Raw genomic sequence first — 21,338 nt, forward strand, 5'->3', positions numbered from 1 at the left:
CGACCTGCGTCGAGATGGCGTCGACGATCAGGGATTCAGGCCGGTGAAGTGGGCGGCGAAGGCGAGCAGGTCGGCGCTCTCCTCGGCGATCTTCGCGGTCGGCTTGCCCATCCCGTGGCCGGCGTTGGTCTCGATCCGGGTGAGGATCGGGGCGTCGCCGGCCTGGGCCTGCTGCAGAGTCGCGGTGAACTTGTGGCTGTGCAGCGGCACCACCCGGTCGTCATGATCACCGGTGATCACCAGTGTCGCCGGATAGCTGGTCCCGGGCCGCACGTTGTGCAGCGGCGAGTACGCCAGCGCGGTGGCGAAGTCGTCCGCATCGTCCGGGTTGCCGAAGTCGGAGACCCAGGCGGCGCCGACGGTGAACTTGTGGAACCGGAGCAGGTCCAGCACGCCGACCGCGGGCAGCGCAGCGGCGGCCAGGTCCGGCCGCTGGGTCAGCACCGCACCGACGAGCAGGCCGCCGTTGCTGCCGCCGTGCAGCGCCAGCCGGTCGCTGCTCGTCCTGCCGGTCTTGATCAGGTCCTCGCCGACGGCGATGAAGTCGTCGAACACGTTCTGCTTGGCGTCCAGGCGGCCGGCGTCGTACCAGTCGGTGCCGAACTCGCCACCGCCGCGCAGGTTCGCGATCGCCAGCGCGCCGCCGGCGGCCAGCCAGGCCGGCCAGATCGCCCGGTAGGACGCGAAGATCGGGATCTTGAAACCGCCGTAGCCGTAGAGCAGGGTCGGCCGCGGGCCGTCGGCCGCCGGCTCGGCGCCGGGCGTGATCAGGAAGTACGGCACCTCGGTGCCGTCCGCACTGACCGCACGGTGCCGGGCGACGGTGAACTCGGGCGGCGTCCAGGTCTCGCCGGTGTTGATCACCAGGCCGTCCAGCGCTTCGGTGCCGCCGGTCTCGGCGTCGATCGCGTACGCCCGGTTGGGCGAGACGACGGTGGACAGCCCGGCGAACGCCTCCCGCTCGCCGGCCTCGCCGTTGAGCGCGTTCAGGGCACCGCCGGCCAGGTCCAGCGGGCCGAGCTCGGCGCCGTCGAGGCCGAACCGGAGCACCACCGGCTGGGCGTCCTGGAGCACCTCGACCAGCAGCCCGTCGCCGGCCGCGACGACCGTGGACAGCGTCGTGTCGCGTTCCGGCACCACCTCGGTGAACGCCGGCAGCGCGTCCGGCTCCGGGGCGGTGATCGGGCACCGGACCACCCGGCCGCGCGGCGCGTCCAGGTCGGTGTGCAGCAGGATCTCGTCGCCGTCGACCCGGACGAAGGCGAACATCGCGTCCGGCCGGTCGATCAGCTTGATCGGCTCGCCGAGTCCGCTCACCCCGTCGGTGTCGGTGATCGGATAGGCCCAGAGCCGGTTCCGGTTCTCGGTGCCCTGCACCAGGTGCATGATCATCCACCGATGATCATGGGACGCCTCGACCCAGAACATCAGTTGATCATTGTCCGGGAACTCCAGGATCAGTTGATCTTGGTCCTGGGGCGCGCCGACCCGGTGCAGCTTCAGCTGGCCGCCGCCCTGGGCCGCGGTCTCGGTGCCGTCGGCCCGGCCACCGCCGGGGAAGTGCACGTACAGGTAGGAACGGTTGTCCGGCAACCATTCCGGCACACTGAACTTGGCCTGCTGCACGTCGTCCGCGAGGTCCTCGCCGGTGGCCAGGTCGCGGAGCAGGAACGTCCGCCAGTCACTGCCGCCCTCGCTGATCGAGAAGCCGATCGTGCCGCCGTCCGGGGACACCGTGTAGCCGGTCACGGCCGTGGTGCCGTCGGCGGCCAGCAGGTTCGGGTCCATGATCACCCGGCCGCCCTCGAGCAACTCGGGCAGTGAGTCGGCGACGAAGATCACGTCCTGGTTCTGGGCACCGTCGTTGCGGCCGACCAGGTAGTGGCCGCCGCGCTTCGCCGGGGTGCCGGCCCGCGGCCGTTCCAGGATCCGGCCCATCGCCCCGCGGAACCAGTCCCGGCCGGGCAGCCCGGACAGGAACGCCTCGGTGACCTCGTTCTGCCGGGACACCCAGTCGACCGTCTCGGCCGAGTCGGGATCCTCCAGCCAGCGATACGGATCGGCGATCGGCCGTCCGTGCAGGGTCTCGATCAGGTCATCGCGCCGCGTCGTCGGATAGTCCACGACGGAAGGCTAACCCGACGACTGATCGGTGCCCGGCCCGAGCCGGGCGAAGGCGGCCCGGGCCCGCTCGACGAACCGCCGGACCAGCTCCCGGTCCTTCCGGCCCGTGGCGTCCTCCAGCCCGGTGTGGGCGTCGACGGCCGCGGGCCCGACCTGGTCGATCGCGGCCGCGACGTTGTCGGGCGTCAGCCCGCCGGCCAGCATCACCGGGCGCGGCGAACTGCGGACCAGCTCGGCGCTGACCGCCCAGTCATGGACCAGCCCGGTCGCCCCCTCCGCACCGGTGGCCGGATTGAACGTGTCCGTGATGTACAGGTCGACCCACTCCGCGGTCTGCTCGACGGTCCGGGCCAGGGCGGCGTCGTTGTCGCCGCGGACGACAAGGCTCTTGAGCACGGTCAGTTCGGGATCGTTCCGCTTCAACGTACGGAGCTCGCCCGGCGCCACCTCCGCGTGCAGCTGCACGGTCCGGGTGCCGAGCTTGCGGCAGAACGCGCTGATCTCGCCGGCCTCCACCTCGTAGGTGATCAGCACGCCGCGCCCCGGTGGCCGGATCCCGGCCATCACCTCGGCCGCCTCGTCCTCCGAGAGATCCTCCTGATTCACCGGGAGGCGCAGCGGGAAACCCAGCCAGTCGACCCCGCAATCGACGAGCAACTCGGCCTCCGTGGCGTCGATCACGCCGGCGACCTGGATCAGTCCTGCCATCGCCACAGGGTACGTCTCACGGTCCGAGAAGCCGGTTTCCCCGCCGGCGACTCGCCTACTGTCGTGTCGAGCTATTCCCGTCCCGCCACTAGGAAATGCGAGCCATGACCTCGTCCCTCGAACTGCCCCGGCTGCGTACGGTGATCACGCCGGCGGCCACCTCCTGCGCCGCCCCGGTCCCCGAGCCGCAGCAGCCGGTCCGCCGGGTGCCGCTGGTGATCTTCGGCCTGCTCGCGGTCGGCGTCGCCGCGTACGTGACGGCGGTGCACGGCCTGCCGCAGGGGCTGCTGTTGATCATCGGGATCGGGCTCGGGTTCGCCCTGTTCCACTCCCGGTTCGGCTTCACGTCGGCCTGGCGGCAGCTGATCGCGGTCGGCAACGGCCAGGGCCTGCGGGCGCACGCCCTGCTGCTGGGTACGGCCGCGACGCTGGTGATGTTGATCGCCGCGAACGGCTGGACCCTGTTCGGCAGCACGCCGAGCGCCAACCCCGGCCAGATCGGGCTGCCGCTGTTCGTCGGTGCCGCGGTCTTCGCGATCGGCATGCAGCTCGGCGGGGCCTGCGCCTCGGGCACCCTGTTCGCGGTCGGCTCCGGCCAGACCTCGATCGTGATCACGCTGTTCGGCTTCATCGTCGGCTCGGTGATCTACACGGCCGGCTACCCGGCCTTCACCGGCTGGCCGCAGGTCCCCGGCGTCGCCCTCTCCGATCATGTCGGCTGGTTCGGCGCCTGGGCGATCACGATCGCGGCGCTGGTGATCATCGTCGTCGTCACCCGGCTGGTCCAGCGTCGCCGCAACCCGCCGCCCACCGATGTCGTACCGACGGCGCACGGGCTGAGCCGGATCGTCCGGGGCTCCTGGCCGATCCTGGCCGGCGCGGTGGTGCTCGGTGTGCTGGCCGGTGCGGTCTTCCTGGTCTCCGGCGGCACCTGGGGCGTCACCTACGCCTTCGGCCTGTGGGGCGCGAAGTTCCTGCAGCTGTTCGGTTTCCAGCCCGAGCTGTGGACCTTCTGGCAGCAGCCGGCCAACGCGAAGGCGCTCGCCGCGTCGGCCTGGCAGGACAAGACGACCCTGACCGACGTCGGCATCATGATCGGCGCCGGCATCGCCGCCGCCGCGGCCGGCGCCTGGAAGCTGCACACCCGGATCCCCTGGCGGACGGCCGTGGCCGCCCTGCTCGGCGGGATCCTGATGGGCATCGGCGCCCGGCTGGCCGGCGGCTGCAACATCGGCGCGTACCTCGGCGGGATCAGCCGCGGCAGCCTGCACGGCTGGCTCTGGGCCGTCTTCGCCCTCGGCGGCACCTGGGTCGGGCTCCGGCTCCGGCCGCTGTTCGGCCTGGGCAACCCGAAGCCGAACGACAGCATCTGCTGACGACGGTGCGCCGTACGCGTCCGGATGATCATCGGAGTTCCCGATACCGGTAGCTCCGGGCCCGGGCGCTGATCAGGGGCACGATCTTGTCCGCGAGGACGGCGACCCGGGCCCACGTCTCCGGGTCCGAGACCTGCAGCCGGAACCGCGAGTAGAAGAACAGCCAGTCGGCGGCGACCTCGACATCGAGATCGCTCGCATGATCGATCAGCAGCGCCATCACGTCGGGCGTGAAGACGTAGAACGCGTCGGCCCGGTGCTGCGGCCGGCAGTAGAGGGTGAAGGACTCGTCCATCACGCCGTCGAGGGTCTGGATCCGGTCCGCCGCGCCGAACTCGCCGAGATCACCGGGCTCCGTCTCGTCGATCCGCGAGTTCAGCAGCAGGTGCGGCAGCACGCCGGGCAGCGAGAACGCCAGGTACCGCCAGGTGTGCAGCTGCTGGTCCTCGCCGGCGCCGGTGAGGTAGCTGTGCGTCCCGCAGTCGAAGTACAAGCCGGAGGGCGACGCGATCCGATGCGTCGTGTCCCGGCCGAGGCCGGCCTTGAAGATGATGCCCGGGAAGTCCGCGGGCTGGCTCCGCGGCGCGTACTCGAGCTGGTTGGCGGCGGCGAACCGCTCGCACCGCAACAGTTCCCGCCAGGGCGCGAGGCCGATGGCACCGCCGTCGCGGAGCAGGACGATCCCGACGGCCACCACGAGCAGCAAGGCCGCGCCGCCGACCGCTACTGCCACTCCGAGCGGCGCTCCGAATCCCGCCGTCGCCACCTGCCCCGCCAGGATCGGGAGCAGGACGGCCGCACCGAACCAGGTGACGAACCGGCGCACGGGGACCCGGTCGGCCTCGCCCAGGGCGCCCGACTCCGCCAGCTGATGGCGAAACCGCCGAACCTCCACCGCGCCCACCGGCTCCCGCAACGGGCCCGTGTCGAAGGTCCTGGCCATGCCCACCATTTCCTTGATCAGCTTCGCGCCCGCGGATGTGGTTCTGCCAGCACCCTAGGAACCGACCGTCCGACCCGGCCACCGATCGACGGCGGCAAATGCCAATGTCCTCATTGCGTACGGCAATCCGTCGACGTAGCCGGCCTCGCCGGCCCTGACCACCGGCCGCCAGAAATTCTCGACGAATTTCGCGGATCGCCTGACGACCTTCTCCGGAGCACGTACAGTTGAAACTGCAAGGGGTGTGGAGTTGATCCGGCGTGACCCGCAGCGCGCCGCGATCCTCCACATCCCTTCTTCTTCGTCCCGGGCGTCAGGGCACCGGGAACTCGGCCGGCGGGCCCTCACCGGTGGCGCCGTCGACAGCCTCGCGCAACAGGTCGGCGTGGCCGGTGTGCCGGGCGTACTCCTCGATGGTGTCGCTGAACCTCCGCCGCAGGCTCATCCCGCCCTCGGCGGTGGTGTCCAGACCGGACGCCGCGAGGGCGCCGGCGACCGATTCGCGCGAGCGATGTACCGCCCGTACCCAGAGATCGCGGAGCGCCTCGGGGTCGTCCTGCTGCGCCGAATCCCAGGCCCAGGACTCCCAGGTGGAGTCGTGGTCGATGCCGCGGAACTCGGGCAGCAGGTCCGCGCCGGCCAGCCCGGCCTGGAACGCCCGCTCCTCGCAGAGCGCCAGGTGCTTGAGCAGGCCGCCGAGCGTGATCGCGGACGGGCCCAGCCGTAACCGCAGGCCGTCCGCGTCCACGCCCCAGCACTTCCAGGCGAACGTACGGCGGTTGCGCTCCAGGGTGATCAGCGCGGTCTGGAGTTCGTCACCGGCCAGGAAGATCGCGACGTCCCACGCCGGCGGTCGCCCGGGAACGAACCCCGGTGCGCTCGCCGGCGGTGGCGGTGAAGTCGAGTTGGTGTCCATGCCGGGCACGGTAGAACCGCACCCGGACGAACGACTTCCGGAATCTGCGCGCGATCAGCAGGCGGCCAGGGCCTCGGCCAGGCCGGGCTTCCAAGGAGCGACCGTCTCCAGCATCGCCACCACGGTCGCCGACTTCGAAGCCCAGCCGAAGTAGCGGCCCAGGGTCGCGCAGGCGGCGTCGTGCTCCTCCTGCGACCCGGCGGCCGTGGCGTCGGTGACCAGCACGCAGGAGAAGTCGCGCATGTAGCCGTCGCGCATCGTCGACTCGACGCAGACGTTCGTGTCCACCCCGGCGATGATCAGGGTCTCCCGGCCGAGCGCCCGGAGCCGCAACTCCAGGTCGGTGCCGACGAAGGCGCTGAACCGGTGCTTGGTCACCTCGAGGTCTTCCGGTCCCGGCTCCACCCCGAAGTACTCGGCGCCCCAGGTCCCGGTCACACAGAACGGGTTCCGGACGTCCCGCCGCCGGTAGGCCCAGGCCGGCGAGGTGGTGGTGTGGTCGTGCTCGGTCCGGACGAAGATCACCGGAGTCGAAGCCTGGTGGGCGGCGTCGATCAGCCGCTGTACGGCCGGCAGGATCGCCGTCCGCCGGGTGACGTCACCGCCGTTACGGACCTCGGCCCCCTGCCAGTGGCAGTAGTCGTTCTGCAGGTCCACCACGAGTAGTGCACTCTTCGACCAGTCCAGGTCGGTCGTCCAATCGGACATCATGGTCCGCCCTCCTCCCCGACGAGCCCGCTGCCGTCGTCAATGCCATCGTCAGCGGGTCCGGTGTCGTGGTGGTTAGGGCATGATTTCAGCCTGGTTAATCCGTGCGACGGACGACGCTGCAGGATGGTCGCGTGGCGTACCCCTCCGAAGTCCTCTACGAACCGATCGCCGGCGCCACCGTCGGGGTCTGGCGGGTCGACGTGCCCGGCGGTTCGATGGTGCTCAAGCGGATCCACTGCGGCTCCTCCGGCGACCAGCGCTGGCCGACCAGCGCGGACCCGGCGAGCAACTACTACTGGCGTCGCGAGGCCGACCTGCTCGCCCCCGACAGTGCGCTCCGGGCGGCGCTGGACGGGGTGCCAGGCGGGATCCGGCCGGTCCGCTGCCACGGCGTCTTCGACCGGCCGGACGACACGGTGGCGCTCTGGCTGGAACATCTCACCGGGGAGTACGGCGCTCGCTGGGCCCCGGCCCGCTACCGGACCGTCGCCGCCCAGCTCGGCCGCACCCAGGCCGCGCTCACCGAGTCCGCGCTGCTGGCGGCGCCCGAACTGTCCCGGACCTGGCTGCGGGAGCACGTCGCCCTGCACCGGGACGAGGAGGCCCTGGCCCGGCCCGAAATCTGGCAGCCGGCGCTGGCCGCCGGGCTGTTCGGACCGGACGTCCCGGACCGGATGAACGCCCTCTGGGCCGAGCTGCCGGCCTGGCTGGACCGGGTCGAGGCACTGCCCCGGACGCTGACCCACTTCGATTTCCATCCCGGCAACCTGTTCGACGCCGACGGCGAGTCGGTGGTGATCGACTGGGCGTACGCAGGCGTCGGGCCGGTCGGCCTCGACCCCGCCTGCCTGGCGCTCGAGGCGATCTACGACCACCACCTCGACCCGGACCTGCTGCCCGAGCTGTTCGACCTGGTCGTGGACGGTTACGCCACCGGCTACCGGCAGGCCGGCGGGCTGCTGGACGCGGCCGCGATCCGGCAGGCCATGATCATCACGGTCGCGGTCAAACTCGGCTGGACCGTACCCGCGCTGCTGGAGGCGGTCGCCGAGAACCGGGCCACCCTGAACGGGGCGCCGCTGGCCGAGGGCGCCCGGGCCTGGGCCGCCGCCGGAAATCTTCTGTTGAATCTCGTCGATGATGTCGACGAGCGGGGATCGGCACCGACGTCGCAGACGAAGAGGCCGCCAGCCGGCGCCGTGACCATCGAGGAGAAACCATGAAGTACCTCATCCTGATCCACTCCAACCCGCAGCCGTGGGGCCACCCGACGCCCAACTTCCTGCCCGAGTACCAGGAGCTGACCGCCGAGCAGCGGGACACCCTGAACGCCGACTTCGACCAGCTGCTGACCGAGCTGCACACCAACGGCGAACTGGTCAGCGGCCAGGCGCTCGGCGACCCGACCACCTCCCGGCTCTTCCGCTGGGCCGACGGCAAGCCGCTCGTCACCGACGGCCCGTACTCGGAGGCGAAGGAGCACCTGGCCGGGTTCTTCCTGATCGACGTCGAGACCCAGGCCCGCGCCGAGGAGATCACCAGCCGGTTCTCCGGGCCCGGCGAGACCGTCGAACTGCGGCCGCTGATGGGCCCGGGCGGCGACGACTGATCATGACCGGCGACGGCGGCATCGGTGACGTGTGGCGGCGCGAGTCGCCGCACGTCCTGGCCGCCCTGCTCCGTCGGTACGGGGACCTGGGCGACTGCGAGGACGCCGCGCAGGAGGCCGCCGAGGCCGCGGCCGCCCAGTGGCCCGTCGAGGGCGTACCGGACCGGCCGCGGGCCTGGCTGATCCGGGTCGCGTCCCGGCGCCTGATCGACCGGTTCCGGTCCGACCAGGCCCGGGCCGGCCGGGAGACCGCCGTCGGCACCGCAAGGCCGAGCGACGCCGACCTGGCTCCGGCCGCCGACGTACCGCCCGGCACCGACGCCGACGACACCCTCCGGTTGATCATGCTCTGCTGCCATCCGTGCCTGAGCCGGCCATCCCAGGTCGCGCTCACGCTGCAAGCAATGGCGGGCCTGTCCACCGAGCAGATCGCCGCCGCCTACCTGGTGCCGGCCCGCACCATGGCGCAGCGGCTGACCCGGGCCCGGGCGACCCTGCGCGAGGCCGGCGCCCGGTTCGAACTGCCCGGACCCGACGAGTGGCCGGAGCGGATCGCCGCCGTGCTCGACGTCTGCCACCTGATGTTCAACGAGGGCTACACCCGCAGCGGCGGCGACGCGTTGCTGGACATCACGCTGACCAGCGAGGCGATCCGGCTGACCCGGCAGCTCCGGGAGGCGCTTCCCGATCATGACGAGGTCGCCGGAGCACTCGCGCTGATGCTGCTCACCGAGGCCCGGGCCGGAGCGCGTACGGATGCCGCGGGCGATCTGATCCCGCTGGCCGACCAGGACCGCGGACTGTGGGACCGGGCATTGATCACCGAGGGCGTGGCGATCTTGGAGCGCGTGCTGCCGCGCGGCCCGGTCGGCCGCTACCAGCTGTCCGCCGCGATCGCCGCCGTGCACGCCGAGGCGCCGACGGCCGCCGACGTCGACTGGCTGGAGATCAGCCTGCTGTACGGGATGCTGGACCGGGTCGCACCGAGCCCGGCCGTCACGCTGAACCGGGCGGTCGCGGTCGGCGAGTCCCTCGGACCCGAACAGGGCCTGATGATCATCGACGAACTGCTGCGGGACAAGGCCATGCAGCGCCACCATCGCGCCCACGCCGTCCGCGCCCACCTGCTGGAGCGCGCCGGTGATCTTCCCGCAGCCGCCGAGGCCTACCGCCGGGCGGCTCAGCTGACCACCAGTCTCCCCGAACAGCGCTACCTCAACCAGCGCTACCTCGAGGCGACTCAAGGCACCGACTCCCCCGCGCCCTGAGCCCACCCGACAGGATCTATGCACACTCGCATGGATAGTCAGTTAGACTGATTCATTAGCAGTGCTAACTGATTTCCTGGGGAAGGATGACTTCGGTGTCGAAGATCGCCAAGTGGGAGGTGTTCGAGGCGACGCTGTCGACCTCGGCCGAGTATCAGAACCCGTTCCTCGAGGTGGACGTCCGGGCCGTGTTCGCCGGCGCGGGCGAGGAACACCGGGTGGACGGCTTCTACGACGGCGTCGAGGACGGCCGGCACGTCTGGCGGGTCCGGTTCGCGCCGACCGCGGAGGGCCGCTGGACGTACCGCACCGAAGCAGACGATCCGGAGTTGATCACCAGCGGCGAGTTCACCTGCACGCCGGCGATCTCCGGCGGTGCGCTACAGGTGAGCGGCACCTTCGGCAACTGGTTCCAGCGCCAGGACGGCAGTTTCCCGTTCATCGCCAACGACGGCTGGTATCCGCACGTCGCCAACCGCTCCCGCAAGGCCGACGTCGCGCCGACCACGACCTACCGGCCACCGCCCGGGAAGCGGGACGGCGAGCTGGCCTTCGAGGACGTCGACTTCCAACAGCCCAGCGAGACCGACTGGCTGACCTACCTGGACATCCTGGCCGAGCACAAGATCAATCTGATCATCGACATCGGCCAGCTGTACGCCCGCCAGTCGACGATCACGGACACCTCGTTCCGCTGGCCGTGGAAGGTGATCGACCCGGCCACGAACAAGATCGACAAGGACCGGTTCAACCTCGACTTCTACCAGCGCCATGATCGACAGCTCCGGTACGCGAAGGAGAAGGGGATTTTCTTCGCCCTGGAACTGCTCTACGACAACTCGGTGGTCCGGCCGCGGGAGTGGGACCACCATCCGGTCAACGTCGCCAACGGCGGCTGGCTGCAGGGCAACGAGGCCGGTGTCGGCTGGAACGCGATGTTCGACCTGGACAACGCGACCCACGTCGAGCACACCCGGCGCTACGTCCGCTACACCTGGGCCCGCTACGGCGCCTTCTGGAACGTGATCTGGTCGCTCGGCTCGGAGAACGGCAACCTGGCCAAGATCAACGACGAGCGGCTGCCGCAGGCCTTCATCGATCCGGCGATCCCCGCGGCCTGGTACTCCTACTGGGCCGACTACCTGAACCGGCGCGACCCGTACGGGCGGCTCAAGTCGTTCGGCGACGCGGGCCGGCAGGAGCTGATGGTGACGACGGCGTACAACAACTTCATCGTCACCCAGGACCCGCGCAATTACCCGAAAGATGATCAACGGGACTGGTACCGGGCCATGAACGCGTTCGGCGAACTGATGTGGAAGTTCGGCCGGCCGGTCGTGATCGGGGAGATGACCGCCGGCAACAACGGCCGCTACGACGCGGAACGACGGCTCTACTGGATCGCTCTCACCGCCGGTTACGCGATGGGACGCTGCGACCGGCACTACCCGACCGTGGTCGACGGGCAGCTGGGCGAGACGGTCAAGTTCGGCCTGGCCGGGGTGCCGCCGATCTATGCCGACATCCGGCGGCAGGCCGAGTTCGTGGAGTCACGGGGTGTCAGGTTCTGGCGGATGCGACCGAACGACCGCCTGGTCGACACCGCCGATGATCTTGTCTACTGCCTGGCCGCCGAGGACGAGGAGTACCTGCTCTACTTCCCCTGCGGCGGTACGGCCACGCTGACCACCCCGGCCGGCCGCGCCGAGTGGTTCAACCCGCGTACCGGCGATTCACACTCCACCGTCGAACTCTCCGGCGGAAGGCAGGAGTTCAGCGCCCCCGACGACGAGGACTGGGTGCTCCACGTGATCACGCAGCCGTAGCCACCGGGCCCAGGGCGCGGATCACTCGGTCGCCAACCGACCGAGGATCTCGGCCGCCTCGACCAGGACGGCGCGTTGATCGGCGGGGAGCTTGCGGATCCGCGAGGTGAGCCAGGCGTCGCGCTTGGCGATCGTCTCCCGGACCACCGCGGAGCCGGCGTCGGTGATCACGATGTTGGAGCGCCGGCGATCCTCGGCGTCGGCGTCGCGGCGCAGATAGCCCCGCTCCTGCAGGTAGTTGACGGTCCGGTTCATGGACGGCGCCGTGACCCGCTCCCGTTCGGCCAGCGCCGACAGGGTGTGCGGCCCGAACCGATTGAGGACGGCGAGCACCCCGAACTGGGTGTCGCTCAGTTCACCGTCGGACTTCTCCAGCCGGAGCCGCCTGGACAGCCGGAACACCGCCAGCCGGACCTCGGTCCCCTGCCTCGCGATCGACGCACTCATCCCGGGAGCATAGTGCCGCGCCGCCACTCCGAATCCCAACCCGCACGAGATTCCTGGGACGCGGTCGCCAGTCCCTTAGCCCAGCTAACCGCCGGTGGGCCGGAACCGTCCTTGACACAGCGAGCACCACCGCCATACCGTGAGAGGGCATGAAAATGCGTTGCCGCGTATATATTCATCCTCGCCGACGCACACCATTCAAGGAGGAACTGTGTCTTCAACGTTGATGGCGACGCGCCCGCGAAGAGTCGGACTCGCGGTCGCGACGGGGGCGGCGATCTTCTCGCTGGTCGCCTGTGGCGGCGGAGGAGGTACGGCGAGCGGCGGCGAGACGTTCGACTACCTGGCGGCCAACGAGGGCTCGCAGATCCGCGACGAGATCACCCGGCTGTCGGAGAAGGAGTGCGCCGCCCAGCAGGAGGCGATGCCGCTCAAGATCGAAACCCTGCCGCAGGGCGACGTGAACCAGCGGATCACCTTGCTGGCCAGCCAGGACGCGCTGCCGGAGATGTTCATCGGGTCCACCTCCGAGCTCAAGCCCGGCGGTGCCATCGGCGACGACGAGGTGACGCTCGACCTGGAGAAGAAGCTCACCGAGCTCGGTGTGATCGACGACGTGCTGCCGGCCGCCGCGTCCACGGTGAAGAACATCTACGGCGGCCGGTTCGCGTCGCTGCCGTACCAGTTCAACATCGAGGGAGTCTTCTACAACAAGAAGATGTTCGCCGACCTCGGCATCGAGGAGCCGAAGACCTGGGGCGATCTGATCACCGCGTCGGACAAGATCAAGGGCTCGGGCAAGCAGGCCATCGTGGTGTCCGGCGACCAGGCCTGGACGATCCTGCGCTGGGTCGGCAACTACCTGTTCCGCTCGCTCGGCCCGAACGCGATGAAGGACGTCGGCGAGGGCAAGGCGAAGCTCACCGATCCGCAGTACGTCGAGGGCATCGAGCAGGTCGCCGCACTGCAGAAGTATCTCGGCCCGGGCACCGCGACGATGGACATCCAGACCGCGACCAATCAGCTGCTCACCGGCGAGGCCGGCATGATGTACAACGGCAGCTGGATGCTGGCCAGCATCAACGATCCGGAGCTGAACAAGCTCGGCCCGGAGGCCTTCGGGTTCATGCCGTTCCCCGCGGTCGAGGGCGGCGCCGGCAGCATCGAGCAGTACCCGGCCAACACCGGCGCACCGACCGCGCTGTCGACCAAGCTCTACAACGACGAGGTCGGCGGCTGGCTCACCTGCATCGCGGAGAACTTCGGCTCCAGCGCGATGAACAACCAGGGCGTGATCTCCGGGTTCAGGACCAACCAGCCGGTCGAGGACGTACCGGCGCTGACCCAGGACGTCCAGAAGATCATCAGCAGCACCACCGAGACCCTGACCTGGTTCGAACAGCCGCTCGGCCAGCGCGCCGGCGCGGCGGCCGGCGAGAACGCGGTGCCGTTGGTCACCGGCGGCATGACGGCGGCCCAGTTCGCCGAGACCGTACAGGCTGCCGTGGACGAGGACCTGGCGAAGAAGCGCTGAAGATGAACTCTGTCCTCGCCGACAAGAAGACGGTGCTGATCCTGCTCGGACCGGCGCTGCTCTGCTACACCCTGGTCAAGCTGGTGCCGGTGGTCTGGTCGTTCGGATTGTCCTTCTTCGAGGGCAATATGCGCGGCTTCGACTTCGTCGGGCTGGGCAACTTCGCCGCCCTGTTCAGTGACGCCGAGCTCGGCGCCGCGATCTTGTTCAGCCTGAAGTACTCGGTGGTGATGACCGTCGGCCAGGTGCTGCTCGGCTACCTGCTGGCGCTGTTCTACGTCTTCATCCTCAGAAGATCATCCGCCTTCGTCCGGGCGATCATCTTCTTCCCCACCGTGTTGCCGACAGTCGCCGTCGCGCTGCTGTTCACCCGGCTGTTCGAGGTGGCGCCCCAGACCGGTCCGATCAACGCCGGCCTGAACCTGTTCGGGATGTCCTCGATCGACTGGCTCAGCCAGCCGGACACCTCGTTCCTGGTGATCGTGATCATGGAACTCTGGGGTTCGATGGGCTTCTTCGCGGTGCTGCTCTACGCCGGGCTGCTGGACATCCCGGAGGAGCTCCTCGAGTCGGCCCGGATCGACGGCGCGAACGGCCTGCAGCTGGTTCGGCGGATCATCCTGCCGCTGTCGGCGCCGGTGCTGCTGTCGGCCGTGATCTTCAGCTTCAACGGCACCCTGAAGGTGTTCGACTCGGTGTTCGCCCTGACCAACGGCGGTCCCGGGACGTCGACCCAGCCGCTGACGCTCTACATGTACAAGACGACCTTCAGCTTCCAGGACTACGGGTACGGCTCCACGCTGGCCGTGGTGCTGACCGTGATCTGCCTGGTCGTCACGCTGGTGATCTTCGGCCCGGCCCGCCGGGACCGGACGGAGGCCTGATCATGACCACCCTTGACCTCGACCGTCCGGCCGCCACGGTGGCGCCCCGCCGACCGCCGGCCCGGCGCCGCCGCCGGCTCACCGCCCGCCGACTCCGGACCGCGATCCCGGCCTGGATCGGGATCGCCGTCCTGATGATCATCGGCATCTACCCGGTGCTCTGGCTGTTCCTCAGCTCGTTCAAGACCCAGCGCGAGTTCATCCAGGAGTCGACGTTCGCGCTGCCGGAGTCGTTCAACGTCGACAACTACGTCCAGGCCTGGACCACCGGCAACATCGCCCGCAACTTCCTCAACTCGGCGATCGTCACCGCACCGTCGCTGACGCTGACCCTGCTGTTCGGCGTGGGCGCCGCGTTCGCGATCGAGATCATGCGCTGGCGCGGCCGCAACCTGACCCTGCTGCTGTTCGTGTCCGGCATCATGATCCCCGGCCAGATGATCTTGATCCCGCTCTTCATGGCGTACTTCAAACTCGGCATCAGCGGCACCTACTGGCCGATGATCATCACCTACACCGGGCTGGGCATGCCGCTCACCGTGTTCCTGATGGCCGCCTACTTCCGGGCGATCCCGCGCGAGGTCTTCGAGGCCGCGACCATCGACGGCGCCAGCATGCTCCGCTCGTTCTTCGCGATCGGGCTGCCGATGGTCCGCAACTCGCTGTTCACCATCGGCCTGGTGCAGTTCCTCCGGATCTGGAACGACCTGCTGATCGCCCTGACCTTCACCACCAACCCGGACCTCCGCCCGATCCAGGCCGGCCTGCTCAACTTCAGCGGCGAGTACGGCCAGGTCAACTACGGCCCGCTCTTCGCCGGCATCTGCATCAACGTCTTCGGCCTGCTGGTCCTGTTCGTGATCTTGAACCGCCAGATCATGAAGGGCCTGACCAGCGGAGCCCTGAAGGGCTAGCCGGCTGTCGCGGGCGCCAGGACCGACGCCGAGTGGACGCTTCGGGCAACTACCGGCGTTCGGAAGTGCCCTTTGCGTCCACTCAGCGGAACTCGGCTGACGGCCCGCGGCCGCGCGGGCTCAGCCGCGGTCGGCGAGGGCCTTGAAGATGCGCTCGGAGACCTCGTCGACGCTGCCCAGGCCGTTCACGGTGACCAGCAGGCCGCGTTCGGCGTAGCCCTCGAGGAGGGGGGCGGTCTCGTCGATGTACTTCTGCTGCCGGATCCGGATGGCTTCCGTGGAGTCGTCCGAGCGGCCCTCGATCTCGGCCCGCTTGGACAGCCGGGCGACGACCTCGTTCAGCTCGGCCTCGAGGGCCAGGACGGCGTCCAGGGCACGGCCGTGATCGGTCAGCATCTGGTCCAGCGCGGCCACCTGGGGCATCGTGCGCGGGTAGCCGTCCAGCAGGAAGCCGGGATCGACGTCGGGCTGCTCGAGCCGGTGCGCCACGATCTGGTTGGTCAACTCGTCGTCGACGTAGCCGCCGGAATCCAGGATCGGCTTCACCCTGAGGCCGAGCTCCGTCTCGGCCTGTACCTCGGCGCGGAAGGCGTCGCCGGTCGAGATCGCCGGGATCCCGTAGTGCTCGGCGATGCGTTTCGCCTGAGTCCCCTTGCCCGCGCCGGGCGGGCCCATGATCAACAGACGCATCAGCGTAGGAACCCTTCATAATTGCGTTGCTGGAGCTGGCTCTCGATCTGCTTCACCGTGTCCAGTCCAACGCCGACGATGATCAGAAGCGAGGTCCCACCGAACGGGAAGTTCTGGTTGGCCTCGAAGAGGATAAACGCCGCAGAAGGGATGAGGGCGATCAGGCCCAGATAGAGGGATCCGGGGAACATCAGCCGGGACAGGACATGCCGCAGGTAGTTCTCCGTCGGCTTGCCGGCCCGGATGCCCGGGATGAACCCGCCGTACTTCTTCATGTTGTCCGACACCTCTTCGGGATTGAAGGTGATGGACACGTAGAAGTAGGCGAAGAAGATGATCAGGAAGAAGAACGTCAGCAGATAGACCGGGTGGTCGCCACGGACGAAGTTGGCCGTGATCCACTCCGACTCCGGCGTATTGGGCCGGAACTGCGCGTACAGCGTCGGCAGGTAGAGCAGCGACGACGCGAAGATGACCGGGATGATGCCGGCCTGGTTGACCTTGATCGGGATGTACGTGGACGTACCGCCGAATACCCGGGTGCCGACCATCCGCTTCGCGTACTGCACCGGGATCCGGCGCTGCGACTGCTCGATGAAGACGACGCCCGCCATGATCACCAGGCCGATGGCGATGACGCCGAGGAACGTGGGCCAGCCCTTGGTCACCTGGAGGCCCCACAGGGCGGTCGGGATCACGGCAGCGACCTGGGTGAAGATCATCACCGACATGCCGTTGCCGACACCCCGCTCGGTGATCAGCTCGCCCATCCACATGATGATCGAGGTGCCCGCCGTCATGGTCAGGATCATCACGACGATCGGGAAGATGTAGCCGTCCGGATCGCTGGCCGGCGTCGAGTACAGAATGCCGGTACAGCCCGGGAACAGCTGGTCGTTCGCCGCCAGCGTGACGAAGGCGGTGGAGTTCAGCAGCGCCAGCACCAGGGTCAGGTACCGGGTGTACTGGGTGATCTTGGTCTGGCCGGCCTGGCCCTCCTTCTTCAGCGCCTCGAGCCGGGGAATGACCACCGTGAGCAGCTGCAGAATGATGCTGGCCGTGATGTACGGCATGATGCCGAGGGCGAAGATCGCCAGCTGGAGCAGTGCTCCACCGGAGAACAGGTTGATCAGCGAGTAGATGCCCGCCTGGTCGCCGCTCTGCGCCTGGTTGTTGCAGAACTCGACGCGGCCGACGTTGACGTTCGGCACCGGAATGATCGAACCCAACCGGAACAACGCCAGGATGCCCAGCGTGAAGAAGATCTTCTTCCGCAGATCCGGACTCCGGAATGCGTTCGCGAACGCTTTGAGCACTCCTCGCCCTCCCAATCTCTGTCCACCGCCGCCTGTTCAGCGCCGACTTCGCTGCCAACGGGCAACGGCACCGGACGACCCTATCAAGGGGTCGGCCGGCACCGAAGTCACACGTACAAGCGCCTACTACAGCTCGGTGACCGAGCCTCCGGCGGCCGCGATCTTGTCCTTCGCGGAGCCGGAGAACGCGTGCGCGCTCACCTGGATTGCGACCGAGATCTCACCGGTGCCGAGCACCTTGACCGGACGGTCCGGACGGACCGCACCGGCGGCGACGAGCTCGTCGACACCGATCGTGCCGCCCTCGGGGAACAGCGCGTTGAGCCGGTCCAGGTTGACCACCTGGTATTCGGTCCGGAACGGGTTCACGAACCCGCGCAGCTTCGGCATCTTGCGATGCAGCGGCAGGTTGCCGCCCTCGAAGCCCGGCCGGATGTTGTTGCGAGCCTTGGAGCCCTTGGTGCCGCGACCGGCGGTCTTGCCCTTCGAGCCCTCACCGCGGCCGACCCGCGTCTTGGCCGTCTTGGCGCCGGGAGCCGGACGCAGGTGGTGGATCCGCAGACCCGAACCACTCTGCACCTGGGCCTCCTCAGCTGCAGCCTTCTTGTCTGCAGTCTTTTCGGCCATGATCAGTCGACCTCCTCGACCTTGATCAGATGGGTCACCGTGGAGAGCATGCCCCGGATCTCCGGGCGGTCTTCCTTCACGGCGACATCACCGATGCGCTTCAGCCCCAGCGAACGGAGCGTGTCGCGCTGATTCTTCGCACGTCCGATGCCGGACTTCTCCTGCGTCACCTTGAGCCGCGGCATCACGCGTGCACCTCAGCCCGGGCCTTCAGGATGGCGGCCGGGGTCACGTGCTCGACCGACTTGCCGCGCCGCTTCGCCACCTGCTCCGGCTCCTCCAGCGACTGGAGGGCCTCGACGGTGGCGTGCACGACGTTGATCGCGTTGGCCGAGCCGAGCGACTTCGCCAGCACGTCGTGGACGCCGGCGCACTCCAGCACCGCGCGGGCCGAGCCACCGGCGATGACGCCGGTACCGGGCGAAGCCGGACGCAGCATGACCACGCCGGCCGCCTTCTCGCCCTGCACGGGGTGCGGGATGGTGCCCTGGATCCGCGGAACCTTGAAGAAGTGCTTCTTGGCGTTCTCGACACCCTTCGCGATCGCGGCGGGCACCTCCTTCGCCTTGCCGTAGCCGACCCCCACCGTGCCGTCGCCGTCGCCGACGACCACCAGTGCGGTGAAGCTGAACCGGCGACCGCCCTGGACGACCTTGGCGACCCGGTTGATCGCTACGACCTTCTCGATGTAATTGCTCTTGTCCTGCGCCTGGCCACGACGATCGTCCCGACCGCGACGCTCACCGCCACCGCCACCGCGGCGCTGCTGTGCACTCATCGCTCTTCCTTACTCTCGTCGTGTCCGACAGAAACCCAGACTGCCATCAGAAGCCCAGCCCGCCATCCCGGGCACCGTCGGCCAACGCCGCGATGCGCCCGTGATACTTGTGCCCGGCCCGGTCGAAGACGACCTGGGTCACGCCGGCGGCCTTGGCGCGGTCGGCGATGGCCTTGCCGACCTCCTTGGCCTTGTCGGACTTGTCGCCGTCGGCAACCCGCAGCGTCGACTCCATGGTCGAGGCCGACGCGAGCGTACGGCCTACCGTGTCGTCGATCACCTGTGCGGAGATGTGCCGGGCGGACTTCGTCACGACCAGCCGCGGCCGGGACGGGTCGCCGAAGATCTTCTTCCGCACGCGCAGCTGGCGCCGCAACCGGGAGGCGGTCTTGCTCGCCGTGTGCTTCCGGTGAGTCAGCGAAACAGCCATGTCACTTACCAGCCTTTCCAGCCTTGCGGCGGACGTGCTCGCCCGCGTACCGCACGCCCTTGCCCTTGTAGGGCTCCGGCTTGCGGATCTTACGAATGTTGGCTGCGACCTCGCCGACCCGCTGCTTGTCGATCCCCTGCACCGCGAACTTGGTCGCCGACTCGACGGTGAAGGTGATGCCCTCCGGCGCCTTCACGTGCACCGGGTGGCTGAACCCGAGCGCGAACTCGAGCTCGGCCGGGCCCTTGGAGATCACCCGGTAACCGACACCGACGATCTCGAGCTTCTTCTCATAGCCTTCGGTCACTCCGGTGACCATGTTGTTGACCAACGTCCGGGTCAGTCCGTGCAGCGACTTGCTCACTCGCTCGTCGTTCGGCCGGGACACCTCGAGCTGGCCGTCGTCGTTCCGTACGACCTTGATCGGCTCGGCGACCCGGTGCTGCAGCGAACCCTTCGGGCCCTTCACCTGCACCTGCTGGCCGTCGATGCTCACCTCGACGCCGGACGGAACAGTGATCGGCAGCTTGCCAATGCGTGACATGGCGATTCCTTCCTGATCTCGTCCGGTTACCAGACGTAGGCGAGGACTTCCCCGCCAACGCTCGCCCTGTGTGCCTGCCGGTCGGTCATCAGCCCGCCGGAGGTGGAAATGATGGCGATGCCCAGCCCGCCGAGCACCTTGGGCAGCCCGGTCGACTTGGCGTACACCCGCAGACCAGGCTTGGAGATCCGCCGCACGCCGGCGATGGACCGCTCCCGGTTCTGGCCGTACTTCAGGGTCAGGGTGAGCTTCTTGCCCACCTCGCCCTCCGCCGGGTCCTCGACCTCGTACGAGGCGATGTAGCCCTCACTGACCAGGATCTCCGCGATTCCCACCTTGATCTTGCTGTGCGGCATCGTCGCCGCGTCCAGGTAGGCCTGGTTGGCGTTGCGCAACCGGGTCAACATGTCCGCGATCGGATCTGTCATCGTCATAACGTCATCTTTTCTTTCTCAACGTGGTTTCCCGCGGCGACCGCCGGGGACCTTCGCTGTTGGTCAGTTGAGGGGTACGGCTTACCAGGACGACTTCGTGATGCCCGGCAGCTCGCCCTTGTGCGCCATCGAACGCAGGCACACCCGGCACAGCCCGAACTTGCGGAGCACGGCCTTGGGCCGGCCGCACTTCTGGCAGCGGGTGTATGCACGGACGCCGAACTTCGGCTTCCGGGCCTGCTTGACGCGCAGCGCGGTCTTCGCCATCAGGGTCTCCTTCAGTTCTGCCGGAACGGGAACCCGAGCTGCCGCAGCAGCGCCCGCCCCTCGTCGTCGGTCTTGGCCGAGGTCACGAAGGTGATGTCCATGCCGCGGACCCGGTCGATCTTGTCCTGGTCGATCTCGTGGAACATGACCTGCTCCGTGAGACCGAAGGTGTAGTTCCCGTTGCCGTCGAACTGCTTCGGCGACAGGCCGCGGAAGTCACGGATCCGGGGCAGCGCCAGGGTGAGCAGCCGGTCGGCGAACTCCCACATCCGGTCGCCACGCAGCGTCACGTGGACACCGATCGGCATGCCCTCGCGAAGCTTGAACTGGGCGATGGACTTGCGGGCCCGGGTCACCTGCGGCTTCTGGCCGGTGATGGTGGTCAGGTCGCGGGTCGCACCGTCGATCAGCTTCGAGTCACGGGCCGCCTCGCCGACGCCCATGTTCACCACGATCTTGAGCAGCCGGGGCAGCTGCATCGGGTTCGCGTAACCGAACTCCTCCTGCAGCGCCTTGGTGATCTCTTCGCGGTAGCGCAGCTTCAGCCGCGGGTTGGCGGCCTCGGTCGCGGTCGCGCTCATCAGATTTCCTCCCCGGTCTTCCGCGCGATGCGTACGCTGCGGTAGCCCTTGTATTCCTCGCCGTTCGGGCGACGCTTGGTCACCTCTTGGCGCTCGTACGCAACCCGGGTGACGACCTCGTCGCCATCGGCGTTCTTGACCAGCAGCTGCACGTTGGACGCGTGGATCGGAGCCTCCGAGGAGACGATCCCGCCCTTCGTGGTCTGCCGGCCCTGCGGCTGCGCGGACGTGTCGCGCAGGTGCCGCTTGACGATGTTCACGCCGGAGACGGTCACCCGCTGCCGGTTCGGGTCGACGGCGATGATCTCGCCGACGGCACCCTTGTCCTTGCCCGCGATGACCTTCACCCGGTCACCCTTGATGACGTGCAGCTTGGTCTGCGCGCGGGTCGTCGTCTTCTTCTCAGCCATT

The 21,338-nt window shown here is 68.6% G+C and carries 25 protein-coding genes; 8 read left to right on the top strand and 17 right to left on the bottom strand.

What is annotated here, in order from left to right; all coding sequences use genetic code 11:
- Window positions 1-27: 27 nt before the first annotated feature.
- Window positions 28-2,124: a prolyl oligopeptidase family protein gene (locus tag ACFQU4_RS20320; protein WP_377495275.1), complete on the bottom strand. Its 2,097-nt coding sequence runs from the start codon at window positions 2,122-2,124 to the stop codon at window positions 28-30.
- A 9-nt stretch (window positions 2,125-2,133) separates the two neighbouring features.
- Entirely contained in the window at window positions 2,134-2,832 is a 699-nt protein-coding gene (locus ACFQU4_RS20325) for a phosphoribosylanthranilate isomerase (RefSeq protein ID WP_377495277.1), read from the bottom strand.
- 104 nt (window positions 2,833-2,936) lie between these two features.
- Between ACFQU4_RS20325 and ACFQU4_RS20330 the strand changes: the two genes are divergently transcribed.
- Window positions 2,937-4,208 (top strand): YeeE/YedE family protein, encoded by a 1,272-nt coding sequence (locus tag ACFQU4_RS20330; protein ID WP_377495279.1) that lies wholly within the window; start codon window positions 2,937-2,939, stop codon window positions 4,206-4,208.
- 28 nt (window positions 4,209-4,236) lie between these two features.
- Here the strand turns inward: ACFQU4_RS20330 and ACFQU4_RS20335 are convergent, their stop codons facing one another.
- From ACFQU4_RS20335 to ACFQU4_RS20345, 3 genes are all read right to left on the bottom strand, one after another.
- On the bottom strand, window positions 4,237-5,151 hold the full coding sequence (locus ACFQU4_RS20335) for a hypothetical protein (protein WP_377495281.1): 915 nt from the start codon (window positions 5,149-5,151) through the stop codon (window positions 4,237-4,239).
- A 313-nt stretch (window positions 5,152-5,464) separates the two neighbouring features.
- Window positions 5,465-6,067 (bottom strand): DUF664 domain-containing protein, encoded by a 603-nt coding sequence (locus tag ACFQU4_RS20340; protein ID WP_377495283.1) that lies wholly within the window; start codon window positions 6,065-6,067, stop codon window positions 5,465-5,467.
- Between the two features lie 54 nt (window positions 6,068-6,121).
- On the bottom strand, window positions 6,122-6,778 hold the full coding sequence (locus ACFQU4_RS20345; protein ID WP_377495285.1) for a cysteine hydrolase family protein: 657 nt from the start codon (window positions 6,776-6,778) through the stop codon (window positions 6,122-6,124).
- A 131-nt stretch (window positions 6,779-6,909) separates the two neighbouring features.
- Between ACFQU4_RS20345 and ACFQU4_RS20350 the strand changes: the two genes are divergently transcribed.
- The 4 genes from ACFQU4_RS20350 (at window position 6,910) to ACFQU4_RS20365 (ending at window position 11,481) form a co-directional block, all read left to right on the top strand.
- Window positions 6,910-8,001, top strand: a complete 1,092-nt coding sequence (locus ACFQU4_RS20350; RefSeq protein ID WP_377495287.1) for an aminoglycoside phosphotransferase family protein — start codon at window positions 6,910-6,912, stop codon at window positions 7,999-8,001.
- Window positions 7,998-8,387: a YciI family protein gene (locus tag ACFQU4_RS20355; protein WP_377495289.1), complete on the top strand. Its 390-nt coding sequence runs from the start codon at window positions 7,998-8,000 to the stop codon at window positions 8,385-8,387. The genes ACFQU4_RS20350 and ACFQU4_RS20355 overlap by 4 nt, the downstream gene beginning before the upstream one ends.
- Window positions 8,388-8,389: 2 nt before the next feature.
- On the top strand, window positions 8,390-9,655 hold the full coding sequence (locus ACFQU4_RS20360; RefSeq protein WP_377495291.1) for an RNA polymerase sigma factor: 1,266 nt from the start codon (window positions 8,390-8,392) through the stop codon (window positions 9,653-9,655).
- Window positions 9,656-9,750: 95 nt separating this feature from the next.
- On the top strand, window positions 9,751-11,481 hold the full coding sequence (locus tag ACFQU4_RS20365; RefSeq protein WP_377495293.1) for a DUF5060 domain-containing protein: 1,731 nt from the start codon (window positions 9,751-9,753) through the stop codon (window positions 11,479-11,481).
- Window positions 11,482-11,502: 21 nt separating this feature from the next.
- Here the strand turns inward: ACFQU4_RS20365 and ACFQU4_RS20370 are convergent, their stop codons facing one another.
- The gene (locus ACFQU4_RS20370) at window positions 11,503-11,928 is read right to left on the bottom strand and encodes a MarR family winged helix-turn-helix transcriptional regulator (protein ID WP_377495295.1); all 426 of its coding nucleotides are present in this window, start codon (window positions 11,926-11,928) and stop codon (window positions 11,503-11,505) included.
- A 211-nt stretch (window positions 11,929-12,139) separates the two neighbouring features.
- On the opposite strand from ACFQU4_RS20370, the gene ACFQU4_RS20375 reads away from it, so the two are divergent.
- The 3 genes from ACFQU4_RS20375 to ACFQU4_RS20385 are packed head-to-tail and all read left to right on the top strand — an operon-like array spanning window position 12,140 to window position 15,260.
- The gene (locus ACFQU4_RS20375) at window positions 12,140-13,462 is read left to right on the top strand and encodes an ABC transporter substrate-binding protein (protein WP_377495297.1); all 1,323 of its coding nucleotides are present in this window, start codon (window positions 12,140-12,142) and stop codon (window positions 13,460-13,462) included.
- Window positions 13,463-13,464: 2 nt separating this feature from the next.
- Window positions 13,465-14,346 carry a carbohydrate ABC transporter permease gene (locus ACFQU4_RS20380; protein ID WP_377495299.1) on the top strand — a complete coding sequence of 294 codons (882 nt, stop codon included), beginning with the start codon at window positions 13,465-13,467 and terminating at the stop codon, window positions 14,344-14,346.
- A gap of 2 nt (window positions 14,347-14,348) precedes the next feature.
- A complete protein-coding gene (locus ACFQU4_RS20385; RefSeq protein ID WP_377495301.1) occupies window positions 14,349-15,260 on the top strand; it encodes a carbohydrate ABC transporter permease in 912 nt (303 codons plus the stop codon).
- 120 nt (window positions 15,261-15,380) lie between these two features.
- Here the strand turns inward: ACFQU4_RS20385 and ACFQU4_RS20390 are convergent, their stop codons facing one another.
- From ACFQU4_RS20390 to rplX, 11 genes are all read right to left on the bottom strand, one after another.
- Entirely contained in the window at window positions 15,381-15,950 is a 570-nt protein-coding gene (locus ACFQU4_RS20390) for an adenylate kinase (protein WP_377495303.1), read from the bottom strand.
- Window positions 15,950-17,266, bottom strand: a complete 1,317-nt coding sequence (secY, locus tag ACFQU4_RS20395) for a preprotein translocase subunit SecY (RefSeq protein WP_377495305.1) — start codon at window positions 17,264-17,266, stop codon at window positions 15,950-15,952. Before secY ends, ACFQU4_RS20390 begins: the two co-directional genes overlap by 1 nt.
- 126 nt (window positions 17,267-17,392) lie before the next feature.
- A complete protein-coding gene (gene rplO / locus ACFQU4_RS20400; protein ID WP_377495307.1) occupies window positions 17,393-17,893 on the bottom strand; it encodes a 50S ribosomal protein L15 in 501 nt (166 codons plus the stop codon).
- A 2-nt stretch (window positions 17,894-17,895) separates the two neighbouring features.
- On the bottom strand, window positions 17,896-18,078 hold the full coding sequence (rpmD, locus tag ACFQU4_RS20405; RefSeq protein WP_377495309.1) for a 50S ribosomal protein L30: 183 nt from the start codon (window positions 18,076-18,078) through the stop codon (window positions 17,896-17,898).
- Window positions 18,078-18,671 carry a 30S ribosomal protein S5 gene (rpsE, locus tag ACFQU4_RS20410; protein ID WP_377495311.1) on the bottom strand — a complete coding sequence of 198 codons (594 nt, stop codon included), beginning with the start codon at window positions 18,669-18,671 and terminating at the stop codon, window positions 18,078-18,080. The genes rpmD and rpsE overlap by 1 nt, the downstream gene beginning before the upstream one ends.
- Before the next feature lie 46 nt (window positions 18,672-18,717).
- Entirely contained in the window at window positions 18,718-19,101 is a 384-nt protein-coding gene (gene rplR / locus ACFQU4_RS20415) for a 50S ribosomal protein L18 (protein ID WP_377495313.1), read from the bottom strand.
- Between the two features lies 1 nt (window position 19,102).
- Entirely contained in the window at window positions 19,103-19,645 is a 543-nt protein-coding gene (gene rplF, locus ACFQU4_RS20420; RefSeq protein ID WP_377495315.1) for a 50S ribosomal protein L6, read from the bottom strand.
- 26 nt (window positions 19,646-19,671) lie between these two features.
- On the bottom strand, window positions 19,672-20,079 hold the full coding sequence (gene rpsH, locus ACFQU4_RS20425; RefSeq protein ID WP_377495317.1) for a 30S ribosomal protein S8: 408 nt from the start codon (window positions 20,077-20,079) through the stop codon (window positions 19,672-19,674).
- An 81-nt stretch (window positions 20,080-20,160) separates the two neighbouring features.
- The gene (locus ACFQU4_RS20430; RefSeq protein WP_179751141.1) at window positions 20,161-20,346 is read right to left on the bottom strand and encodes a type Z 30S ribosomal protein S14; all 186 of its coding nucleotides are present in this window, start codon (window positions 20,344-20,346) and stop codon (window positions 20,161-20,163) included.
- 11 nt (window positions 20,347-20,357) lie between these two features.
- A complete protein-coding gene (gene rplE, locus ACFQU4_RS20435) occupies window positions 20,358-20,927 on the bottom strand; it encodes a 50S ribosomal protein L5 (protein WP_377495319.1) in 570 nt (189 codons plus the stop codon).
- Window positions 20,927-21,337, bottom strand: coding sequence for a 50S ribosomal protein L24 (rplX, locus tag ACFQU4_RS20440; protein WP_377495321.1), 411 nt, complete (start codon window positions 21,335-21,337; stop codon window positions 20,927-20,929). The genes rplE and rplX overlap by 1 nt, the downstream gene beginning before the upstream one ends.
- Between the last annotated feature and the right edge of the window lies 1 nt (window position 21,338).

Source organism: Microlunatus sp. GCM10028923 (assembly GCF_042666975.1).
Taxonomy (GTDB): domain Bacteria; phylum Actinomycetota; class Actinomycetes; order Propionibacteriales; family Propionibacteriaceae; genus Microlunatus.

Coding starts and splice junctions, on each gene's coding strand:
- ACFQU4_RS20355 (WP_377495289.1), top strand. CDS start 7,998: ATGAAGTACCTCATCCTGATCCACTCCAACCCGCAGCCGTGGGGCCAC.
- ACFQU4_RS20345 (WP_377495285.1), bottom strand. CDS start 6,778: ATGATGTCCGATTGGACGACCGACCTGGACTGGTCGAAGAGTGCACTA.
- ACFQU4_RS20430 (WP_179751141.1), bottom strand. CDS start 20,346: ATGGCGAAGACCGCGCTGCGCGTCAAGCAGGCCCGGAAGCCGAAGTTC.
- ACFQU4_RS20390 (WP_377495303.1), bottom strand. CDS start 15,950: ATGCGTCTGTTGATCATGGGCCCGCCCGGCGCGGGCAAGGGGACTCAG.
- rplF (WP_377495315.1), bottom strand. CDS start 19,645: ATGTCACGCATTGGCAAGCTGCCGATCACTGTTCCGTCCGGCGTCGAG.
- ACFQU4_RS20380 (WP_377495299.1), top strand. CDS start 13,465: ATGAACTCTGTCCTCGCCGACAAGAAGACGGTGCTGATCCTGCTCGGA.
- rplR (WP_377495313.1), bottom strand. CDS start 19,101: ATGGCTGTTTCGCTGACTCACCGGAAGCACACGGCGAGCAAGACCGCC.
- ACFQU4_RS20325 (WP_377495277.1), bottom strand. CDS start 2,832: ATGGCAGGACTGATCCAGGTCGCCGGCGTGATCGACGCCACGGAGGCC.
- ACFQU4_RS20340 (WP_377495283.1), bottom strand. CDS start 6,067: ATGGACACCAACTCGACTTCACCGCCACCGCCGGCGAGCGCACCGGGG.
- ACFQU4_RS20385 (WP_377495301.1), top strand. CDS start 14,349: ATGACCACCCTTGACCTCGACCGTCCGGCCGCCACGGTGGCGCCCCGC.
- rplE (WP_377495319.1), bottom strand. CDS start 20,927: ATGAGCGCGACCGCGACCGAGGCCGCCAACCCGCGGCTGAAGCTGCGC.
- ACFQU4_RS20360 (WP_377495291.1), top strand. CDS start 8,390: ATGACCGGCGACGGCGGCATCGGTGACGTGTGGCGGCGCGAGTCGCCG.
- ACFQU4_RS20330 (WP_377495279.1), top strand. CDS start 2,937: ATGACCTCGTCCCTCGAACTGCCCCGGCTGCGTACGGTGATCACGCCG.
- ACFQU4_RS20370 (WP_377495295.1), bottom strand. CDS start 11,928: ATGAGTGCGTCGATCGCGAGGCAGGGGACCGAGGTCCGGCTGGCGGTG.
- ACFQU4_RS20335 (WP_377495281.1), bottom strand. CDS start 5,151: ATGGCCAGGACCTTCGACACGGGCCCGTTGCGGGAGCCGGTGGGCGCG.
- rplX (WP_377495321.1), bottom strand. CDS start 21,337: ATGGCTGAGAAGAAGACGACGACCCGCGCGCAGACCAAGCTGCACGTC.
- rpmD (WP_377495309.1), bottom strand. CDS start 18,078: ATGCCGCGGCTCAAGGTGACGCAGGAGAAGTCCGGCATCGGACGTGCG.
- rpsH (WP_377495317.1), bottom strand. CDS start 20,079: ATGACGATGACAGATCCGATCGCGGACATGTTGACCCGGTTGCGCAAC.
- rpsE (WP_377495311.1), bottom strand. CDS start 18,671: ATGAGTGCACAGCAGCGCCGCGGTGGCGGTGGCGGTGAGCGTCGCGGT.
- rplO (WP_377495307.1), bottom strand. CDS start 17,893: ATGGCCGAAAAGACTGCAGACAAGAAGGCTGCAGCTGAGGAGGCCCAG.